This is a genomic window from Burkholderia cepacia complex sp. TUM26381 (genome assembly GCF_057439935.1).
Genome location: NZ_CM172007.1, coordinates 3,207,899 through 3,226,175, shown reverse-complemented (window position 1 = coordinate 3,226,175; position 18,277 = coordinate 3,207,899). Strand labels below are relative to the sequence as shown.

18 protein-coding genes are annotated in these 18,277 nt (G+C 67.5%); 7 read left to right on the top strand and 11 right to left on the bottom strand.

What is annotated here, in order from left to right; genetic code table 11:
• The first annotated feature begins 64 nt into the window (after positions 1-64).
• Positions 65-361 (top strand): hypothetical protein, encoded by a 297-nt coding sequence (locus ACWMMN_RS31285; protein WP_059240850.1) that lies wholly within the window; start codon positions 65-67, stop codon positions 359-361.
• A gap of 45 nt (positions 362-406) precedes the next feature.
• Here ACWMMN_RS31285 and ACWMMN_RS31280 read toward each other — a convergent pair whose 3' ends face one another.
• Together ACWMMN_RS31280 and ACWMMN_RS31275 are read right to left on the bottom strand one after the other, a co-directional pair.
• Positions 407-694 carry a hypothetical protein gene (locus ACWMMN_RS31280; protein ID WP_059237945.1) on the bottom strand — a complete coding sequence of 96 codons (288 nt, stop codon included), beginning with the start codon at positions 692-694 and terminating at the stop codon, positions 407-409.
• A gap of 91 nt (positions 695-785) precedes the next feature.
• Entirely contained in the window at positions 786-1,832 is a 1,047-nt protein-coding gene (locus ACWMMN_RS31275) for an AraC family transcriptional regulator (RefSeq protein WP_059237943.1), read from the bottom strand.
• Positions 1,833-1,926: 94 nt separating this feature from the next.
• Between ACWMMN_RS31275 and ACWMMN_RS31270 the strand changes: the two genes are divergently transcribed.
• Together ACWMMN_RS31270 and ACWMMN_RS31265 are read left to right on the top strand one after the other, a co-directional pair.
• Entirely contained in the window at positions 1,927-2,946 is a 1,020-nt protein-coding gene (locus ACWMMN_RS31270) for a sterol desaturase family protein (RefSeq protein WP_486424113.1), read from the top strand.
• Between the two features lie 36 nt (positions 2,947-2,982).
• Entirely contained in the window at positions 2,983-3,663 is a 681-nt protein-coding gene (locus ACWMMN_RS31265; protein ID WP_486423621.1) for an alanyl-tRNA editing protein, read from the top strand.
• A 24-nt stretch (positions 3,664-3,687) separates the two neighbouring features.
• On the opposite strand, the gene ACWMMN_RS31260 is transcribed toward ACWMMN_RS31265, so the two are convergent.
• The 3 genes from ACWMMN_RS31260 to ACWMMN_RS31250 form a co-directional block, all read right to left on the bottom strand.
• The gene (locus ACWMMN_RS31260) at positions 3,688-5,307 is read right to left on the bottom strand and encodes a histidine-type phosphatase (RefSeq protein ID WP_486423620.1); all 1,620 of its coding nucleotides are present in this window, start codon (positions 5,305-5,307) and stop codon (positions 3,688-3,690) included.
• Positions 5,308-5,486: 179 nt separating this feature from the next.
• Positions 5,487-5,921 (bottom strand): HAD family hydrolase, encoded by a 435-nt coding sequence (locus tag ACWMMN_RS31255; protein WP_059237939.1) that lies wholly within the window; start codon positions 5,919-5,921, stop codon positions 5,487-5,489.
• Between the two features lie 324 nt (positions 5,922-6,245).
• Entirely contained in the window at positions 6,246-7,604 is a 1,359-nt protein-coding gene (locus ACWMMN_RS31250; protein WP_174992583.1) for an NAD(P)/FAD-dependent oxidoreductase, read from the bottom strand.
• A 100-nt stretch (positions 7,605-7,704) separates the two neighbouring features.
• On the opposite strand from ACWMMN_RS31250, the gene ACWMMN_RS31245 reads away from it, so the two are divergent.
• Positions 7,705-8,658, top strand: coding sequence for a LysR family transcriptional regulator (locus ACWMMN_RS31245; RefSeq protein ID WP_059237937.1), 954 nt, complete (start codon positions 7,705-7,707; stop codon positions 8,656-8,658).
• Between the two features lie 21 nt (positions 8,659-8,679).
• On the opposite strand, the gene ACWMMN_RS31240 is transcribed toward ACWMMN_RS31245, so the two are convergent.
• Entirely contained in the window at positions 8,680-8,877 is a 198-nt protein-coding gene (locus ACWMMN_RS31240) for a hypothetical protein (RefSeq protein ID WP_174992584.1), read from the bottom strand.
• 192 nt (positions 8,878-9,069) lie between these two features.
• Between ACWMMN_RS31240 and ACWMMN_RS31235 the strand changes: the two genes are divergently transcribed.
• Positions 9,070-9,993, top strand: a complete 924-nt coding sequence (locus tag ACWMMN_RS31235) for an AraC family transcriptional regulator (protein ID WP_174992585.1) — start codon at positions 9,070-9,072, stop codon at positions 9,991-9,993.
• A 137-nt stretch (positions 9,994-10,130) separates the two neighbouring features.
• Positions 10,131-11,018, top strand: coding sequence for an NAD(P)H-binding protein (locus tag ACWMMN_RS31230; protein ID WP_486423619.1), 888 nt, complete (start codon positions 10,131-10,133; stop codon positions 11,016-11,018).
• 23 nt (positions 11,019-11,041) lie between these two features.
• Here the strand turns inward: ACWMMN_RS31230 and ACWMMN_RS31225 are convergent, their stop codons facing one another.
• On the bottom strand, positions 11,042-12,244 hold the full coding sequence (locus ACWMMN_RS31225) for a benzoate/H(+) symporter BenE family transporter (RefSeq protein ID WP_486423618.1): 1,203 nt from the start codon (positions 12,242-12,244) through the stop codon (positions 11,042-11,044).
• Positions 12,245-12,429: 185 nt separating this feature from the next.
• A complete protein-coding gene (locus tag ACWMMN_RS31220; RefSeq protein WP_174992588.1) occupies positions 12,430-13,455 on the bottom strand; it encodes a fatty acid desaturase in 1,026 nt (341 codons plus the stop codon).
• Positions 13,456-13,699: 244 nt separating this feature from the next.
• On the opposite strand from ACWMMN_RS31220, the gene ACWMMN_RS31215 reads away from it, so the two are divergent.
• The gene (locus ACWMMN_RS31215) at positions 13,700-14,524 is read left to right on the top strand and encodes a phosphate/phosphite/phosphonate ABC transporter substrate-binding protein (protein WP_486423617.1); all 825 of its coding nucleotides are present in this window, start codon (positions 13,700-13,702) and stop codon (positions 14,522-14,524) included.
• Positions 14,525-14,570: 46 nt separating this feature from the next.
• On the opposite strand, the gene dbpA is transcribed toward ACWMMN_RS31215, so the two are convergent.
• From dbpA to mqo, 3 genes are all read right to left on the bottom strand, one after another.
• Positions 14,571-15,968: an ATP-dependent RNA helicase DbpA gene (dbpA, locus tag ACWMMN_RS31210; protein WP_059237930.1), complete on the bottom strand. Its 1,398-nt coding sequence runs from the start codon at positions 15,966-15,968 to the stop codon at positions 14,571-14,573.
• Positions 15,965-16,162 carry a hypothetical protein gene (locus ACWMMN_RS31205; RefSeq protein WP_059237929.1) on the bottom strand — a complete coding sequence of 66 codons (198 nt, stop codon included), beginning with the start codon at positions 16,160-16,162 and terminating at the stop codon, positions 15,965-15,967. The genes dbpA and ACWMMN_RS31205 overlap by 4 nt, the downstream gene beginning before the upstream one ends.
• Positions 16,163-16,492: 330 nt before the next feature.
• Complete coding sequence (gene mqo / locus ACWMMN_RS31200) at positions 16,493-18,136, bottom strand: malate dehydrogenase (quinone) (RefSeq protein WP_059237928.1); 1,644 nt, start codon at positions 18,134-18,136, stop codon at positions 16,493-16,495.
• Positions 18,137-18,277 lie beyond the last annotated feature (141 nt).

Genomic DNA, 18,277 nt, shown 5'->3' with positions numbered 1-18,277 from the left:
CCTGCCGCCGGCGCACGGACGGTCGCCGCGGGACGGCCGCACATCATGCCGGAGCGTCGCGATGATGGAAGACAAACCCGCGCCCACGGTCATCGTGACCGATGGCGCAGCCGCCGCGGACGGCGGCTCGCTGTGGATCCGGATTTCGGTGGACGGGCAGGTCCGCAACTATTCGCTCGATCGCGCGCTCGTGTCGCGCGGTACGCCGCGCTACGACACGATCAGCGGCGAGGACGGCGTGCTGTCGAAAGGAGAACGACAGGAACTGCGGGGGCTGCTGGCGCGCATTGCCGACCCCGCGATGTGGGCCGGCATCGTCGGCACGTTCATCGAGGTGCTGAAGCGGCCCGACGTGGCCTGACAAGGGATAAGCGATGCAGTGCCGGCGCGTGGCGTCGGCCGCGATTCAGAAATCGTTGCGCATCTTGTGCAACAGGTCGCCGGGTGATTGATGCGTATCCACTGCGGTGAGGACGTCGGTCACGAACCACGGCAGGTTCAGTTGCGTATCGGAATCGCCGACGCATACGCGGATCGGCGGGGCCTTCGATGGCGCGCCGGCGGGCTGCGCGGCGTCCCGCGACGGCACGCAATTTTTCCCATGCGTTTGAGCCGGAACCGGCGCACCGGCGATGGCCGGCACGCTGACGGCGGCGAGCAGGGTCAGGACAGCGGCAATGGCAACGCGTTTCATGAAGATTCTCCGGCGATGCTCGTTCGACCGTGCGGGCGCACGCGAGTTCGGCGGCGGCGCGGCCGCGTCGCGCGTTCGTCCGCTCAGCCGCTCAGCCGCGCGCGACGCTGGCCGCCCGCACCGGCTGCCGGTTGCGCCACTGCTGCGGCGATTCCCCGGTCCAGCGCCGAAATGCCCGCGTAAACGCGCTGTGCTCCGAATAGCCGAGCAGCCAGGCGACTTCCGCCAGCGTCAGCCGCGGATCGTTCAGGTGGTCGATCGCGAGCCGCCGCCGCGTGTCCTCGCGCAGGATCCGGAAGTTCAGCCCGAGGTCGGCCAGCCGGCGATGCAGCGTGCGCGACGACACATGCAGATCCGACGCGATCTGCTCGATGCTCGCTTCGCCCTGCGTCAGCAGGCGCGCGACGGCTTCGCGCACCGACTGTTCCAGGTCATCGGTCTGCCGCAGCTCGGCGAGCAGCGCGCTCGCCTGGCGTTCCATCATCTGCCGCAGCGCGTCGTCCGGCTGTTGCAACGGCTGCGTGAGCAGGCGCAACGGGAACGCGAGCCGGTTCACCGGCTGGCCGAAGCGCACCGGGCAGCCGAAGTAGTCGAGATATGGTTGTTCGTCGCCGGGTGACGGGTGCACGAAGCAGACTTCGTCGGGCCCGTTGCGTGTGCCGGTGATGTTCCGTGCAAACTGGACGATCGCGGTCAGCGCCACTTCGTCGACGAGCGGGCCGAGCGGTTCGGGCGCATCGTGCCATTCGATCGCGACCGATGCCGCCTCGACGCGCACTTCCATGCGCGCGACGTTCGCGATCAGGTGTTCGTATTGCTGCCAGCGCGCGAGCGCGGCGCCGGCGTCGCGGCACGCATGCAGCGCATAGCCGAGCGCGCCGAGATGCGCGGGCGTGATCCGCTGGCCGACATGCAGGCCGAGCAGCGGATCGTCGAGCGCGCGGACCGCGCGTTCGAGCAGGCTTCGCCAGTGCGCGCTCGCATACAGCGTCAGCCCGCGGTCGTCCTCGGGCGGCCGCGCCTCGCCGAGCACGTGCGCCGCATCCTGGCCCTGCGCGGACAGATAGTCGAACAGCAGCCGTACGTAGGTGCTCGAATAGTAGACGCGCTGGGTCGAGAGCGGGGAGGCGGCGGGCATGGCGGAAAGTGTCAAGTAATCGTCGGCAAGTGTCAACGCGGGGCGACCCGTGCGCGACCATACTGCCCGGCAGTTCCCGATCGAGGCTGCCGACATGCCGACCGAATTGATGACGTGGCTCCATGCGTTCCTGGGTAACGACGTGGACTGGAAGCAGGTGCTGCTGATCGGCATGACGCCGGTGTTCCTGGTCGCGTTCGCGATCGAATACGCGGTGATGACCGGGCGCGGCCGCCGCGAGCCGTTTCGCTGGAAGGAGATCGTCGCGAACCTGTCGCTCGGTGCCGGCTATCAGGTGGCCGAGACCGTGATGGGGCTGCTGTTCACGGGCGCGATCTTTGCGTGGGTCTACCGGCACCGGCTGTTCGACGTGCCGGTGAACGGCTTCACGATCGTGCCGATCTTCGTCCTCGTGGAGTTCTGCTATTACTGGTTTCATCGCACGTCGCACCGCGTACGCTGGTTCTGGGCCGCGCACGTGCCGCATCACAGCGGCGAAGTGATGAACTTCACGACCGCGATGCGGCAGTCGCTGTTGAACGCGTTCGTCGGCGTGTTCGTGTTCTACCTGCCGCCGGTGTGGCTCGGCATCCCGCCCGCCGTCGTGCTGTTCCTGCTCGCGGTCGATCTCGCGTACCAGTACTTCGTGCATACCGAAGCGGTCGGGCGGCTGCCGCGCTGGTTCGAGTACGTGTTCGACACGCCGTCGAACCATCGCGCGCATCATGGCCGTAATCCGCGTTATATCGACAGGAACTACGGCGGCGTGCTGATCATTTTCGATCGCATGTTCGGCACGTACGTGGAGGAAACGGAACCGGTCGACTACGGGATCACGCAACAGATTATTTCGTACAACTTCCTGGTTCTGAACGTGCACGAGTTCGTCGACATGTGGCGCGACGTGTGCGCACCCGGGCCGGTGCTGCAGCGATTGAAACATCTGTGGATGCCGCCCGAGTGGGAGCGGCCGGGGCATCGGCCGATCCATACGTGGAGCGTCGAGCGGAAGGGGGAGGAGGCGGACGTGGCGATTCCGCACGCCGCCTCCGTGGAAGAGGCTGCCGCATCCGGGCGCAAGATCGTACAAGCCACCGGGACGCGCCCGGGCTAGGCTCGGTGTTTTCTTCGGCGGAAGGCGTGGCGGGCGATGACAAGGAAAGTATTCTGGGACGATCCCTACCGGACCACGCTGGATACCGTCGTCACGCACGTCGACGGCGATCGCGTGCAGGTGGACGCGACCATCTTTTTCGCGTTTTCGGGCGGGCAGGAAAGCGACGCGGGGGCGCTGGGCGACTATCCGGTCATCCAGGCCGAGAAGCGGGGCCTCGACATCGTCTATACGCTCCCGCGTGACCACGCACTGCGGATCGGAGATCATGCGGCCTGGCGCATCGACTGGGCGCGCCGGTACCGGTTGATGCGCCTGCACTTCGCGGCCGAAATGGTGTTGCAACTGGTCTACCGGCTCAGGCCCGGTATCGAGCGCATCGGCGCGCATATCGCGCAGGACAAGGCGCGCATCGACTTCGCGAGCGACACGAGCCTGTCGCCGTTGTTTCCGGAGATCGAATCGGCCGCGGCCGACCTGTCGAAGCGCGACCTGCGCATCGTGACCGACTTCAGCGATGTCGATGCGCAGCGCCGGTTCTGGACGGTCGACGGCTTTGCGACGATGGCGTGCGGCGGCACGCATCCGGCGACGACCGGCGAGATCGGGATGCTGACGCTCAAGCGGAAGAACACCGGGAAGGGCAAGGAGCGGATCGAGGTGATGCTGCTCGAGCCGCAGGTGGCGGACGGGCATGCGGCGGTGCGGCTCGCGTGACCCGCACCGCGCTTCACCTGCGCGTCACCGATACCCGTAACACTGCTTCAACCCGGCGTAGTCGTAGAAGTGGCTGCCCGGCGCGATCTTCGCGCCGTCGCACGCGGCCTGGAAATCCGTCTCGCGCTCGTTGTACAGCATCTTCACGATGAGCCGCGATCCGTTGCGGTAGACATCCCACTGCATGTTCGCGGCCATCGGCGACACCTGGTCACCGCGCCACGGATTGTTCGCATACGTGTAGGTCTGCGCCTGCGGCGTCGGCACGAACACGTTCTTCAGGTTCATGATCGATGCGAACGGAATCACGATCTCCGCATGCGTGAAGCGCAGCTTCGCAGCGCGTGTCAGGTCGCCGCGCGCGATCGCGTCGACTTCGCCGAAGAAATCGTCCTGCAGCACCTTCGCCATCCGGTACGTCACGGGGTTCGCCTCCTGGATACCGGGCCCCTTCTGGTAGTAATCTTCGGCATCCTGCAGGTATGCAAGATACTGCGCCTGCTCCGCGCCGATGTATTTCTCCAACGTGACGCCACCGGTCTCCGCCGTCATCGCGGGCGCGACCTGCAGCAGGTTGTACAGTACGTTGGCCGCATCGACGGCCGTCGCGATTTTCGTCTTGCCGTCGCCCTTCAGCGTGTTGGTGAACTTGCCGTCCGTCGACGTGAACGCAAAGGTCCCCGTGTTCGCGAACGTGTAGCCGTCGGTGCCGAGCTTCGCGATGAACGCCGGCGACACGAGCGCGGACAACACCGTCTGCGCGACGTCGGCCGCCTGCGGCGCAGCCTTGATCGCCTTCAGCTTCGCGGCCACCGTCGTGTCGTTCGCATAGGCCTGGTACGTCTGGCTCGCCTGATAGGTCGCGTAGTACGGATCGCTCGTATCGGTGACGAGATCGGTGGCCGGCTTCAGCGAGTGGAAGTACAGCAGGAAGCGGTGGGTGCCGGCCGGTTGCACGGCGGGTGCGTTCGCCGGATAGCCGGACGGCGCAGCCGGCAGCGTGATGGCCGGCGCCAGCGCCGGCTGCGCGGCGACGAGTGCCGCGGAGAAATACGTCGAGCTGTCGACCGCGCGATCCTGGCCCGAGTTGACCACGACGACCTGCCGGTTGCCCGCTGCAAACAGCGCGGGCAGCCGCTGCGCGAGACGCGTGGCGAGTTGCTGGTGTTCGCGGATCCCGGTTTGCGTGAGGTTGCCGTACCCGGGTGTCGAGATGCCCTGCACGCCATAACCGAGCAGCGCATTGGCCTTCATCATCGCGTACGTGTCGGCCTTGAGCTGCGTGCCGAGCGCGGTCAGCGCGCCGTCGGCCTCGGCCTTGACCAGCATCGCGTAGATCGCGCCGTCGTACTTGAAGCCCGACAGCCCGCGCGAGCCGTGGCGCGCGACGAGCCCGGTATAGACGGGCGCGTAGCCGGCGGGCGGCGCTTCGTACGTCGCGGCGTCCTGCTGTGGCCGATACGGCGTCTTCGTCTGGTAGTAGGTCGCGGGCGCCGGTGTCGGCTTGGGCTGCGGCTGCGGTGCGGGTGTCGCGCCGCTGTTGTCGGCCGACGTGGCGGGCGGGGGCGAGTCATCCCCGCCGCAGGCGGCGAGCATCAGGCAGGCAATCGCGAGGGCGGCGGCGGTGCGGGTCGGGCGTGTCATCGTGGCGAGCAGCGGGCGGGACGATGCGGGTTCGCGTCGTCCCGTCTCCGGGAGAGGTCGGTCAAGCCCGGAAGTGTTGCAAGCAACTTTGACAGCAGAATGTCAGGATACGGTCGGGCAACCGTCGGATTGCCGCCGGATCGATGCTGGCCGGCCGCCGCCGGCCCGAGTGCCGGCGTTCAGTGCAGGCCGGCCGATGCGATCGAGCGCACGGTGTCGGTGATGTTTACGCAGCGCGACAGGCCAAAATGCTCGGCTTCGCGGCGTTCCGGTTCGCTGCTCGCGATGGCGACCGCGCGTTCGGGCGGCACGCCGAGCGCCTGCAGCGCGATCTCGAACGGATGCTGATTTGATCCGGAGTCCTGTTGATTGGCGTCGGTGACGACGACCGAGAAGCGGTCGAGGTTCGCGCGGCCGAACTGGCCTTCGAACATGTCGCTGAGCCGTGCGGCCGGCAGCGTCGTGACGAGACCGAGTCGATATCCTTCTTCCGATGCACGGTCGAGCCACTGGATGATCGCGTCGCGCTGATGGCGCGATTCCCGCGAATCCGGTGTTGCTTCGATCTGCGCGAATGCTGCGTCGAGACGGGTGACGATGGCTTCGATAACCACGGTGATTCCTCTTCAGAGACGTGATGATCCGTTCGCCGACGGGAATGCCACACACCTTAGCGTCGATCCGGAAAACGCGACCAATTAATATTTTTATCAGACCTATATGATTTGACTAATGAATGGGGTGGCGAGCCAGAGCGGGCGCGGGATGCGTGTCGTGCGGGGTGTTCCGCGCGAATTGCGTCGCATCGACGGCCCTCGATGTGATGCACCAAACTCGCGCACGTTGTGGATGCAACCGTTATATGCATATAAAAAAACGGCATATCGAGCGATGGCCGCCCGGTATGCCGTCATGCGATGCCGCGTGCGAATCGTCGCTCAGTGCAGCTTGATCGACGGCTGGTTGCGGCTTTGCAGCCAGTGGCTCAGCGACTGGAACAGCGCGCGCTTCACGCCGACCACGCTGAACAGGTGCTTGCGATACAGGAACTTGTACAGCCCGATCGCCGCCAGCCCGTCGACGATCAGCGAGCGCGACCGCACGCCGATATCCGCCTGGTACACGGCGCCCGCCTGCCCGAGCGACACGACGGTGCCCGCATCGTGGAACGTGAAGCCGGCCACCGGCTTGCCGGCGATGCGCCGCGCGAATGCGTTGACCAGATACACGGCCTGCTGGTGCGCGACCTGCGCACGCGGCGGCAGGAATCCGCTCGCGCCGGTCGAAGGGCACGCGGCGCAGTCGCCGAACGCATACACGTGCGGATCGTCGGGCGTCTGCAATGTGCCGGTCACGATCACCTGGTTCGAGCGGTTGAGCGCGATGTCGCCGATGTCGCGCAGCATCGCGGGGCCAGCCACGCCGGCCGCCCAGATCGTGATGTCGCTCGCGAGCCGTTCGCCGGTTGCAGTCGTCACGGCATCCGCGCCGACTTCCGCCACGCGCGTATCGGTCAGCACGTCGACGTTCAGCGCGCGCAGCTGCGCGTGCATCTTGCCGGACAGCCGTTCGTCGAGTGCCGGCAGGATGCGCGGGCCGCCTTCGATCAGCCGGATGTGCACGTCGCGTGCCGACACCAGTGCCTTGAAGCGGTACGTCGTCAGTTGCTGGACCGCGTGCCGCAGCGCGGCGGCCAGCTCGACGCCCGTCGCGCCCGCGCCGATCACGTTGATGCAGATCGGCGCCGCGCGCCGCGCCGGTTGCTGCTCGGCCACGTGATTCGCCTTCGTGCAGGCCGCGAGGAACTTGCGGCGGAAATCCTCGGCCTGGTCGAGGTTTTCGAGCGGCAGTGCGTGGCGAGCCGCACCCGGTACGTTGAAGAAGTTCGTCACGCTGCCGACCGCGAGCACGAGGTCGTCATAACCGAGTTCGCGTTGCGGCAGGATTTCGGTGCCGTCCGCGTCGTGCACGGCCGCGATCGTCGCGGTGCGGGCCGCGCGGTCGACCTGCTGCAGCGCGCCCTGCACGAAGCGGAAGCCGTGGCGCTTCGCCTGTGCCGCGTATTCGATCGTGTGGGACGCCGGATCGCGATGGCCCGATGCGGCTTCGTGCAGCAGCGGCTTCCAGAAGTGCGTCGGATAGCGGTCGACGAGCACGATGTCGGCCTGGCCGCGACGTCCGATCGTGTCGCCGAGACGCGTGGCGAGCTGCAGGCCGCCGGCGCCGCCGCCGACGATCACGATGCGCGGCAGGCGCGGTGCGCGGTCCGTTGCAAGGGTGGGCGTGGTGTTGTCCATGTTGGGCTCCCGCTGAATGACGATTCGGATGACATTGCTCAAGAACCGACGATATAGTTTGGAACCCACTCGAACAATTTAATGTTTATAAGCGACTCATATGTATTCACTTATAGGAAAGACCGCGACGTTCCGGCAGCTGAAGGCGCTGGACATGATCGCGCGGCTCGGCAGCGTGTCGCGCGCGGCCGAAGAGCTGAACCTGACGCAGCCGGCCGTGTCGCTGCAGGTTCGCCTGCTCGAGGAGGCCGTGGGCGCCGCGTTGCTGCAGCGGGTGGGGCGCGGCGTGCAGCTGACCGCGGCCGGCGAGATCGTGGCGCGCTATGCGCGCGAGATCCTGCATCTGTGGAGCGAGGCCGGCGACGAAGTGGCCGCGCTGACGGGCGACCTCGGCGGCACGCTGCGGATCGGCGCGATCACGACGGCCGAGTACCTGATCCCGCCGCTGCTCGTCAAATTCACCGCGACGCGCCCCCACGTGAAGACCTATTTCAAGGTCGGCAACCGCGACGACATCATCCGCATGCTCGCAACGCATGAAATCGATCTCGCGGTGATGGGGAGTGCGCCGAAGGAACTGCGCACGCATGCGGTCGAGTTCGCGAAGCATCCGATGGTGTTCGTCGCGGCGCCCGGCCATCCGCTGATGCAGCGCAAACGCGTCGCGCTGAAGGATCTGGAATCCGCGCACCTGCTCGTGCGCGAACGCGGCGCGGGCACGCGCTCGACCGTCGAAAGCCTGTTCAAGAACGCGGGCTACCGGTTCCATGTGGGCTCCGAACTGTCGAGCAACGAGGCCATCAAGCAGATGGCCGAAGCTGGGCTCGGCATCGCGTTTCTGTCGTTGCACGCGTGTGCGCTCGAACTGCGTACGGGACTGCTCGGGCAACTGCCGTTCCCCGGCAACCCGATCGAGCGCGAATGGTATGTGGTCACGCTCGCCGACCGGCGGATCTCGCAGGTGACGGGGCTGTTCCGCGACTTCCTGATCAAGCAGGGCGCGCCGGTGATCGACGGTGCGACGGTGGCGCCGCACGAGCGGCGGCGCAAATAGGTGGATACGTCGACCGGCCGGTCAGACGAGCCCGAAGTCGTCGTTGCTGTCGGGAATCGACGCCAGCAGCCGTTCGAGCCGGTACCAGCCGATGCGGCGCAGGCACCACGCGGCGACGGAAGTCCGGTCGTGGCGGGCGTCGGGGCCGGATGCGCGGTGGGTGGGGGTGGAAGGCGCGAGCGCGATTGAAGTCGCGCGCAGCGGGCAGGAATGGGGCATGACGGGCTCCGTAGGTGTCGGATGAGGCGATCGTAAGCGTCGCGGCGCCCGCCGGCGCGCACGCAAGGATCATCCGGAGCAGAAACGGATGATCTTTTTCTGCTCGACGTCGCGGCAGGCGCGCAGGCCCGGCACGCCGGCTCGAAACGCGTCACAATGCGCGTTCGGCACCCGATCTGGTGGAGACAAGCGATGAGCGATCCGATTCTTGCCGCGCCGACGGACAACGGCGTCCCGGTCAGCCTGCGCTCCAGCCGCGGGCTGGGCTGGCAGGGCTTTGGCGCGTCGCTGCTGGAGATCCGCGCGGGCACGTACCGGATTCCGGCGGCCGAGCATCACCGGATCGGCGTGCATATCGGCTCGCCGGTCCGTGCGGATTGCGTGTGTGACGGCGAACGTGTGTCGCGCATCCAGGCGCACGGCGACGTCGACGTGATTCCGGCCGGCCTGCCCGGCCAGTGGACCGACAGCGCCGACTGCCGGATCCTGCACATCGCGCTCAGCGACACGTTCGTGCGGCGCACGGTCGAACAGCTCGAGCTGAAGCCGTCGCAGGCACAGATCCGGCGCCGGCTGCAGGTGCGCGATCCGCGCCTGCAGCACATCGCATGGGCGATGGCCGCTGAACTCGAAGCGGAAGACGCGTCGGATCCGCTCTATGCGGAAAGTCTGTGCACGGCGCTCGTCGCGCGGCTGGTCGACGGCCAGCCGGCGTTCCGCGAACGCCGGCGCACGCTTGCGCCGAAAGCGGCCGCGCGCGTAATCGACTATGTCGAAGCGAATCTCGACCGGCGCATGACGCTGGCCGAGCTCGCGGCGCTCGTGTCGATCAGCGTGCCGCATTTCAAGGTGTTGTTCCGCGAAACGCTCGGGATGCCCGTGCACCAGTACGTCGTGCGGCGCCGGGTGGAGCGCGCGAAGGCGCTGCTGCTCGAAGGCCGGCTCAGCATCAGCCAGATCGCGCTGGAAGCGGGGTTTGCGCACCAGAGCCACATGGCGAACTGGATGAACCGCGTGCTCGGTGCGACGCCGACGGAGATTGCGCGGTCGGGGGCGCGGGGCGGGTTGCGGCTTGCTTATGACGGCGAGGACGGCGCGAAGCCTGCGCGTCGATAGCTGGACGGGCGGATGGCACGATCCGTGCGGACCTTTGCATCACGTCATCCTTTCCTGCTCGATTCATCCCTCCCTGCGCGCCGCGCCGGCCGCGCAACCCGACAATCACAGCACCTTCATCCCCCCAGGAGCGAACCGTGTTCGTGATCTTTGGAGCATCAGGCAACGTCGGCCTGTCGACCGTGACGACCTTGCGCAACGCAGGCCATGCCGTGCGCGCGGTGTTGCACGACGCACGTCATCGTGACCGCTTCGTACAACTCGGCTGCGATGTCGCGATCGCGGAACTGACGGACCCGAACGCGATCGCCGCGGCGATCGACGGCGCGCAGGCCGTGCAGATACTGTGTCCGGTGCCGGTTGCCGACCCGGATCCGGCCGCGACGATGACGCGGACGATCGACGTGGCGACCGCCGCGCTCGCCGCGAACCCGCCGCCGGCGCTGCTCGCGCTGTCGGACTACGGCGCGGAGCGCGATGGCAATACCGGCATCACCCGGCTGTTTCATCATTTCGAGGAACGGCTGAAGACGATGCCGACGCAACTGACGTTGCTGCGGTCGGCCGAGCATCTGCAGAACTGGGCGCGCGTCTTGCCGGTCGCGCTGGGCGCCGGCGTGCTGCCGAGCTTCCACCATCCGGTCGGCAAGGTCTTTCCGACGGTGTGGGCGCCCGATGTGGGCGTCGTCGCGGCGCGGCTGCTGCTGGATGCACCGGAAGGCGGCAGCGGGCCGCGCATCGTCAGCGTCGAAGGGCCGCGGCGGGTGAGCGTGACGGCCATCGCGGATACGCTCGGCGCGGCGGCCGGCCGCGCGATCGTCGCGCACGAGCTGCCGCGCGACACGTGGAATGCGACGCTGCTGCGCGCCGGGCTCAGCGAACGCCATGCGCAACTGATCGTCGATCTGTACGACGTGCACAACGCCGGGCAGATCGACGTCGAGGCAGGCGCGTCGGAGCGCGCTTACGGGACGACGTCGCCGGCGGACGCGCTTGCGCAACTGGTGCGCCAGCACGCGCGCTGACCGAAGCGGCCGCGCGGCGCGCATCACGCCGCGCGCCGCACCTTGTTCAGCACCGCATACGACAGCGACCCGATCACGATCCCCCAGAACGCGGAGCCGAGCCCGAGCCACGTCATCCCCGACGCGGTTGCGAGGAACGTGATCACCGACGCTTCGCGGTGGTTCTCGTCGTCGAAGATCCCGTGCACGTTCGCGCTGATCGCACCGATCAGCGCGAGCCCCGCGAGGATCGCGACGAATGCCTTCGGCAACGCGAAGAACACCGTGACGATCGTGCCCGCGAACAGCCCGCCGATCAGGTAGAACGCGCCGTTCGCGAGGCCGGCGATGTAGCGCCGGTCCGGATCCTCGTGCGCGTCCTTGCCGGTGCAGAGCGCCGCGGTGATCGCGGCAACGACGATCGTGATCCCGCCGAAGCACGCGACCGCGAGCGACATCACGCTGGTCGCGGTGATGATCGGGCGCGCGGGTGTGTGATAGCCGGACACGCGCAGGATCGTCATCCCCGGCAGGAACTGGCCGGTGAGGCTCACGACGACGAGCGGCAGCGCGAGGCTGAGCGTCGTGCCGAGCGTCCATTCGGGCGCGATGAAGATCGGCCGCGCGATGCTCGGCGACACGTTGCCCAGATGCGTCATCCCGAGCAGCGTCGCGAGCGCGGCGCCCGTCAGCAGCACGAGCACGATGCTGTAGCGCGGCAGCAGGCGCCTGAAGATCACGTAGGCCTCGATCATGCCGAATGCGAGCACGGGCTGATCCGACGCGGCGGAGAACGCATGCATGCCGAACGGCAGCAGGATGCCGGCCATCATCCCGCACGCGATGCCGCGCGGAATGTGGCGCACGAGCCGGTCGAAATAGCCGGTCACGCCGATCACCAGGATGATGAGTGCAGCGGTGATGTACGCGCCGACGGCCTGGTTGAGCGTCAGTTGCGGAAACAGGCCGACGAGCAGCGCGGTGCCGGGCGCCGACCACGCGGTGATGATCGGCACCTTCATCTTCCAGCTCGCGAACAGGCCCGATACGCCCGCGCCGATCGAGATCGCCCAGACCCACGACGACACCATTTCGTTGGATACGTGCGCGGCCTGCGACGCCTGGAAGAAGATCGCGAGCGGGCCCGCGTAGGAAATCAGGACCGCGAGAAAGCCTGCGGTGATCGCGGAAACGGACCAGTCGTTGCCGATCGTGCGGATCGCGCCGGGCGGGGAGTTGGGTTGCATCGTCGTCGGGGAGTGCGGCGCGCGGCCGTGAGGCAGAGCCGGGGCGAATGATTGTTGGAAGCCCCGGATGAGCCGTCATTCTGGACATTGCCGGCGCAATTGGCAATTCGCCGGCGAAGCTTGGCGTTGTCGGCGTTTCGTAAGGATTTGCGCCGATGCGGGCGGATCGATGGCCCCGCCGGGCGTCACGTACTGATCTGCAGCACCTTGTCGACCACCGCTACCTTCACCCCGCTTCCGGTCGACAGCGATGCCGTGCCTTCGTCGAACGGATGCACGGGCGGATCGGTCGGCGTCCACGCATGGCGCGCGAGCAACGCGCGATAGCCGCCGCGGATCACGAAGCCGCCGCATTTCCGCGCATACGCGTCGCGTCGCATCCGGTACGCGCGCGGCAGGTCGTACCACGGCAGCTTCGGCAGGTCGTGATGAACCAGGTGGTAGTTGTTGTTCAGGTACAGCAGCCGCATCGCGAAGCCGGCCTCGTTGATCGTGATGCGCGCCTTCGGATGCCGCGCGGCGCGGTGCTCGTACAGCGAGCGGATCATCGCGAGCGACAGCGCGGGCCACGTGACGGCCAGCAGGTAGTACCACCACGGCACGCCGATCGCCCATTGCAGCCACGCGAGCAGCGCGGCCACGCAGGCGGCATGCGTCGCCCACATCGGCAGATAACGGAAGTCGCCGCGCCGGAACGCGGCGAGCGCATCGGCGACCGTCGCCACGACGGAGAGTGGCGGCCCGACGACGATTCGTCCGATGAAAGTCTTGCGCGCGACCGTGAGCGCCCGGCGCCAGCGCGGCAGCCGCGCCCAGCGTTCGCGCGTCACGTAGTTCGTTTCGGGATCGACGCCCGGCACGGTCAGGTCTTCGTCGCGATGATGGTCGAGGTGCGTGTCGCGATACAGCGTGTACGGATACCAGACCGTCAGCGGCGGATAGCCGAGCAGCTTGTTCACGAGGGCAGAGCGTGTCGGATGTCCGTGCAGCAGTTCGTGCTGCAGCGACATGTGCCATGCGCCGAGCAGGATCAGCAGCGGCGTCGCGGCCGCGAGCGACAGGTGCCCGTCGCGCACGAGCAGCAGCACGGCGAGCCAGCCGCCGTAGATCACGGCGACCAGCAGCCAGGTCGGCCACTCGGTGCGGGCAGTGAAGCGGGCGTCGAGCGCGGCAATTGCGCGCGCATGATCGACGTCGAAGTATTCGGCCATGGCGTTGAGGCGGGATGGATCGGGCAGGGCGGGGAACGAGCGGTAGAACCGGTGCGCTCGGCCCGGGTGCGCAGGTGTCTCGCGGATCACGGTCGGCCTGCCCGGCATCGCGCACGATGGCGGCGCCGGCAGGCCTTCGAACGGTACCCGGCGGCGGCCGCCTGGCCAACCAATCGATTCGCATTTGCTTATCGTCGTGCGGCCGATAAGCATCGGGGCCGCCGCCGATGCGTAGAATGCCCGCATGAACCCTTGGATCGCAGTACTGCCGATGTACAACGTGACGCCGCGCCACGCCGCCTTGTGGCGTGCGCTGTTGCGCGACGCGCTCGATGCGTTCGCGAGCGCGGGCGGTGCGGCCGGCGTCGCGCTGCCCGATGCGCCGTTCGACGACCTGCACGCGCTGTGGCGGCGCGACGATCTGTTGCTGTCGCAGACCTGCGGCTACCCGTACCGGATGCTCGGCTTGCGTGACGCCGTGCGATTGATCGCGACGCCCGCTTTCGACGCGGACGGCTGCGACGGGGCGCGCTACCGCAGCGTGCTGGTCGTGTCGGCGCGCGTGCATGCGGGCGGCGCGACGACGCTCGCCGCATGCCGGGGGCTGCGCGCCGCCTTCAACGGCGAGGATTCGCATAGCGGGATGAACGCGTTCCGGCACGCAGTCGCGCCGCATGCGCATGACGGACGGTTCTTCGGATCGGTCACGCCGTTCGGCTCGCACGTGAACGTGCTGCGTGCGCTGGCCTCGGGTGAAGCCGATTGCGCGTCGATCGACTGCGTGACGTTCGCTTATGTGCGCGACGCATTGCCCGAGCTGCTGAAGGACATTCGAATCATCGGCACGACGGCCTCTGCGCCGGGATTGCCGCTCGTCGCATCGCGCGCGCTGCCGGAAACGCAGATCGGTGCATTGCAGGATGCGCTCGACCGCGCGGCCGCGGCCGATGCGGAACGCGCGCGTGTGCTGCGGCTGACGGGATTCGAACGGCTGTCACCCGCCGACTACGACACGATTGCGCGGTTCGCGCAGGATGCGGCCGCGCACGGCTATCCCGAACTGGCCTGATGCAAGGGCCGGCGCGCAACGCTGCGGCCGTTCGCGCCGCGTACTGTCATTCCTCGTCCATCAAGCGGACCTTGACCCGCTTGCCCTTGATCTTCCCGGCATTGAGCTTGCGCAGCGCGTCGTGCGCGACGCCGCGCTCGATCGCGACATAGGTCGAGAACTCGGTCACGTTGATCTTGCCGATCTGCTTGCCGTCGAACCCGGCGTCGCCGGTCAGCGCGCCGAGCACGTCGCCCGGGCGGATCTTGTCCTTGCGCCCGCCGAGAATCTGCAGCGTTTCCATCGGCGGCAGCAGCACGCTGTCGTCCGCCGGCTTCAGTTCCGCGAGCGGATGCCATTCGACTTCGCGCTTCTGCGCCTGCTCGATCCCGCCGACGCGGCCCATCTCGTCCATGCTCGCGAGGCTCAGCGCCCAGCCGTCCTGATCCGCGCGGCCCGTGCGGCCGATGCGGTGCACGTGCACTTCGGGATCGGGCGTCACGTCGACGTTGATCACCGCTTCGAGCTGCGCGATGTCGAGCCCGCGCGCGGCGACGTCGGTCGCGACCAGCACCGAGCAGCTGCGGTTCGCGAACTGGATCAGCACCTGGTCGCGCTCGCGCTGGTCGAGCTCGCCGTGCAGCGCGAGCGCGTGGAAGCCCTGCGCATGCAGAACGTCGAGCAGGTCGCGGCACTGCTGCTTCGTGTTGCAGAACGCGATCGTGCTCACCGGCCGGTAGTGGTTCAGCAACTGGCCGACCGCATGCAGCCGCTCGTCCTCGGTCACTTCATAGAAGCGCTGGCGGATCTTGCTGTCGTCGTGACGCTCCTGGAGCTTGATTTCCTTCGGGTTACGCAGGAACTGCTGGCTCAGCTTCGCAATGCCGTCCGGATAGGTCGCGGAGAACAGCAGCGTCTGGCGCGTCGTCGGGCACATCCGCGCGACCTTCGCGATGTCGTCGAAGAAACCCATGTCGAGCATCCGGTCGGCTTCGTCGAGCACGAGCGTGTTCAGCGCGTCGAGCTTCAGGTTGCCGCGATCGAGGTGATCCATGATGCGGCCCGGCGTGCCGACGACGATGTGCGCACCGTGCTCGAGGCTCTGCGCCTGCGGGCGCATCGGCGTGCCGCCGCACAGCGTCAGCACCTTCACGTTTTCCTCGGCGCGCGCGAGGCGGCGCACTTCCTGCGCGACCTGGTCGGCGAGCTCACGCGTCGGGCACAGGATCATCGCCTGCACGTCGAAGCTGCGTGTGTCGAGGCGTGCCAGCAGCGCGAGCGAGAACGCGGCGGTCTTGCCGCTGCCCGTCTTCGCCTGCGCGATCAGATCCTGGCCGGCCAGCGCGACCGGCAGGCTCGCGGCCTGGATCGGCGTCATGTCGACATAGCCGAGCTGCGCGAGGTTCGCGAGCGTGGCGGGCGTCAACGACAGCGCGCTGAAGGGCGTGGCGGTCGGCTGGGTCATTCGAGGTCTCCGAGGTAAGGCTTGCCTTCCATCTGTTCGTAGACGACGGTGCCGTCGTCGCCCTCGAAGCGTTCGAGATAGTTGCGCGCGCCGCACAGCGGGCAGCGGAACAGCAGCCCCTGGCCCTCGTCCTTGATGACGACGTCGGACTGCTCCCACTGCGTGCCGCAGCTCTGGTTTCGGCAGGTAAACACGGTCTTTCTCCAGCTGAATTCGGTTGATGGCGCGCCCCGGGCGGGCGCGGCAACGGCGGGCGGCGCTCGCGCGGCTTGGGCGCGGGCCGCACCGGCGTCGCTTGGGTGGCGTCGATGCGGATGATGGATCGGGCGGCGACAGGGTCGCGCGTGCCGCAATTCTAGCGGATGCGGGGGGCGGGCAGCCGGCTATCGGCAGCGGACGGCCCGGCCGCGGCACGATCGTCGAGGGTCCCGGCAGACGGCGCACGCCGCACCGCGCGCATCCACGATGAAAAACGGCCACCCCGTGGGGCGGCCGTGCAGTGCGATGAAACGGGGCCGGACGCGTTACAGCGCCATGTCGGCCGACGCCTTCGCCGGGCGGGCCGGCGCGTTGCCGGCCGGCTGCGACGGCACGCTGACGTCGATCTTCGGCGGCGGCGACAGTTGCAGCACGTCGCTCGTGTAGGTCCATTCCTCGACGACCTTCGCCGGGCTGTCGTTCAGCTTCGTACCGTAGCTCGGCACGATCTGGCGGATCTTCTGCTGCCACTCGGGCGTCGCGACCTTGTCCTTGAACACCTTCTTCATCAGGTTCAGCATGATCGGCGCGGCCGTCGATGCGCCCGGCGACGCGCCGAGCAGGCCCGCGATGCTGCCGTCCTGCGACGCGACGATTTCGGTGCCGAGCTTCAGCACGCCGCCCTTGACCGGGTCGCGCTTGATGATCTGCACGCGCTGGCCGGCCTGCCACAGGCGCCAGTCTTCCTTCTTCGCGTTCGGGAAGTATTCCTTCAGCGCGTTGAAGCGGTCGTCGTCGGACAGCATCAGCTGGCCGGCGAGGTACTGGACCAGCGGGAATTCGTCGACGCCCACGCGCATCATCGGCGCGACGTTGTGCAGGTTGGTGCTCTTCGCGAGGTCGAAGTACGAACCGTTCTTCAGGAACTTGGTCGAGAACGTCGCGAACGGCCCGAACAGGATGATCTTCTTGCCGTCGATGATCCGCGTGTCGAGGTGCGGCACCGACATCGGCGGCGAGCCGACCGATGCCTTGCCATACGCCTTCGCGAGGTGCTGCTTCACGACGTCGGGGTTGTCGGTCACGAGGAACGAGCCGCCGACCGGGAACGCGCCGTAGTCCTTCGCTTCGGGGATGCCCGACGCCTGCAGCAGGTGCAGCGCACCGCCGCCCGCGCCGATGAAGACGAACTTCGCGTCGACCGATTGCGGCGGTTCATCCGAGTGCAGCTTGACCCACGACACGTGCCACGTGCCGTCGGCATTGCGCGTGATCTCGCGCACTTCGCTCGACAGCGACAGCGTGAAATTCGGCTGCGTCTTCAGGTAGCCGACGAACTGGCGCGTGATCTCGCCGAAGTTCACGTCGGTGCCGATCGGCGTCCACGTCGCCGCGACCTTCTGGTTGCGGTCGCGGCCTTCCATCATCAGCGGCACCCACTGCTTGATCTGGTCGTAGTCTTCCGAATACTGCATCCCGCGGAACAGCGGGCTTGCCTGCAGCGCTTCGTAGCGCTTCTTCAGGAAGCGGACGTTGTCGTCGCCCCACACGAAGCTCATGTGCGGCGTCGAGTTGATGAACGAGTGCGGGTTCTTCAGCACGCCCTGCTTGACCTGCCAGGCCCAGAACTGGCGGGAGATCTGGAACGATTCGTTGATCTCGATCGCCTTCGAGATGTCGATCTTGCCGTCCGCCTTCTCCGGCGTGTAGTTCAGTTCGGCGAGCGCCGAGTGGCCGGTGCCGGCGTTGTTCCAGCCGTTCGAGCTTTCCAGCGCGACGCCGTCGAGGCGTTCGACCATCGTCATCGACCAGTCGGGCTGGAGCTCGTGCAGCCAGACGCCGAGCGTCGAGCTCATGATGCCGCCGCCCACCAGCAGGACGTCGACCTTCTTCGTATCGGCGGCATGCGCGGACGATGTCGCGACGCACAGCGCGAGCGCCGCCAGTATTACCCGTAACGTTTTGATCACAGCAGATCCCTTTTTCAACTTGGATGCATCGGTTTGCCATGCCGCCCGGCGCGCAGTTCCATCGCGCCGACACGCGGATCCGGAGATCCGGACCGCGAATCCGGAATTCCGGATCGACGCTGCGCGCCGTTGCATTTGCGC

Bases quoted from the DNA above. Each gene is read 5' to 3' on its own strand.
- ACWMMN_RS31250 (WP_174992583.1), bottom strand. From the start codon at position 7,604: ATGGACAACACCACGCCCACCCTTGCAACGGACCGCGCACCGCGCCTG.
- ACWMMN_RS31270 (WP_486424113.1), top strand. From the start codon at position 1,927: ATGCCGACCGAATTGATGACGTGGCTCCATGCGTTCCTGGGTAACGAC.
- ACWMMN_RS31285 (WP_059240850.1), top strand. From the start codon at position 65: ATGGAAGACAAACCCGCGCCCACGGTCATCGTGACCGATGGCGCAGCC.
- ACWMMN_RS31235 (WP_174992585.1), top strand. From the start codon at position 9,070: ATGAGCGATCCGATTCTTGCCGCGCCGACGGACAACGGCGTCCCGGTC.
- ACWMMN_RS31260 (WP_486423620.1), bottom strand. From the start codon at position 5,307: ATGACACGCCCGACCCGCACCGCCGCCGCCCTCGCGATTGCCTGCCTG.
- ACWMMN_RS31225 (WP_486423618.1), bottom strand. From the start codon at position 12,244: ATGCAACCCAACTCCCCGCCCGGCGCGATCCGCACGATCGGCAACGAC.
- dbpA (WP_059237930.1), bottom strand. From the start codon at position 15,968: ATGACCCAGCCGACCGCCACGCCCTTCAGCGCGCTGTCGTTGACGCCC.
- ACWMMN_RS31275 (WP_059237943.1), bottom strand. From the start codon at position 1,832: ATGCCCGCCGCCTCCCCGCTCTCGACCCAGCGCGTCTACTATTCGAGC.
- ACWMMN_RS31265 (WP_486423621.1), top strand. From the start codon at position 2,983: ATGACAAGGAAAGTATTCTGGGACGATCCCTACCGGACCACGCTGGAT.
- ACWMMN_RS31245 (WP_059237937.1), top strand. From the start codon at position 7,705: ATGTATTCACTTATAGGAAAGACCGCGACGTTCCGGCAGCTGAAGGCG.
- ACWMMN_RS31280 (WP_059237945.1), bottom strand. From the start codon at position 694: ATGAAACGCGTTGCCATTGCCGCTGTCCTGACCCTGCTCGCCGCCGTC.
- ACWMMN_RS31240 (WP_174992584.1), bottom strand. From the start codon at position 8,877: ATGCCCCATTCCTGCCCGCTGCGCGCGACTTCAATCGCGCTCGCGCCT.
- ACWMMN_RS31220 (WP_174992588.1), bottom strand. From the start codon at position 13,455: ATGGCCGAATACTTCGACGTCGATCATGCGCGCGCAATTGCCGCGCTC.
- ACWMMN_RS31215 (WP_486423617.1), top strand. From the start codon at position 13,700: ATGAACCCTTGGATCGCAGTACTGCCGATGTACAACGTGACGCCGCGC.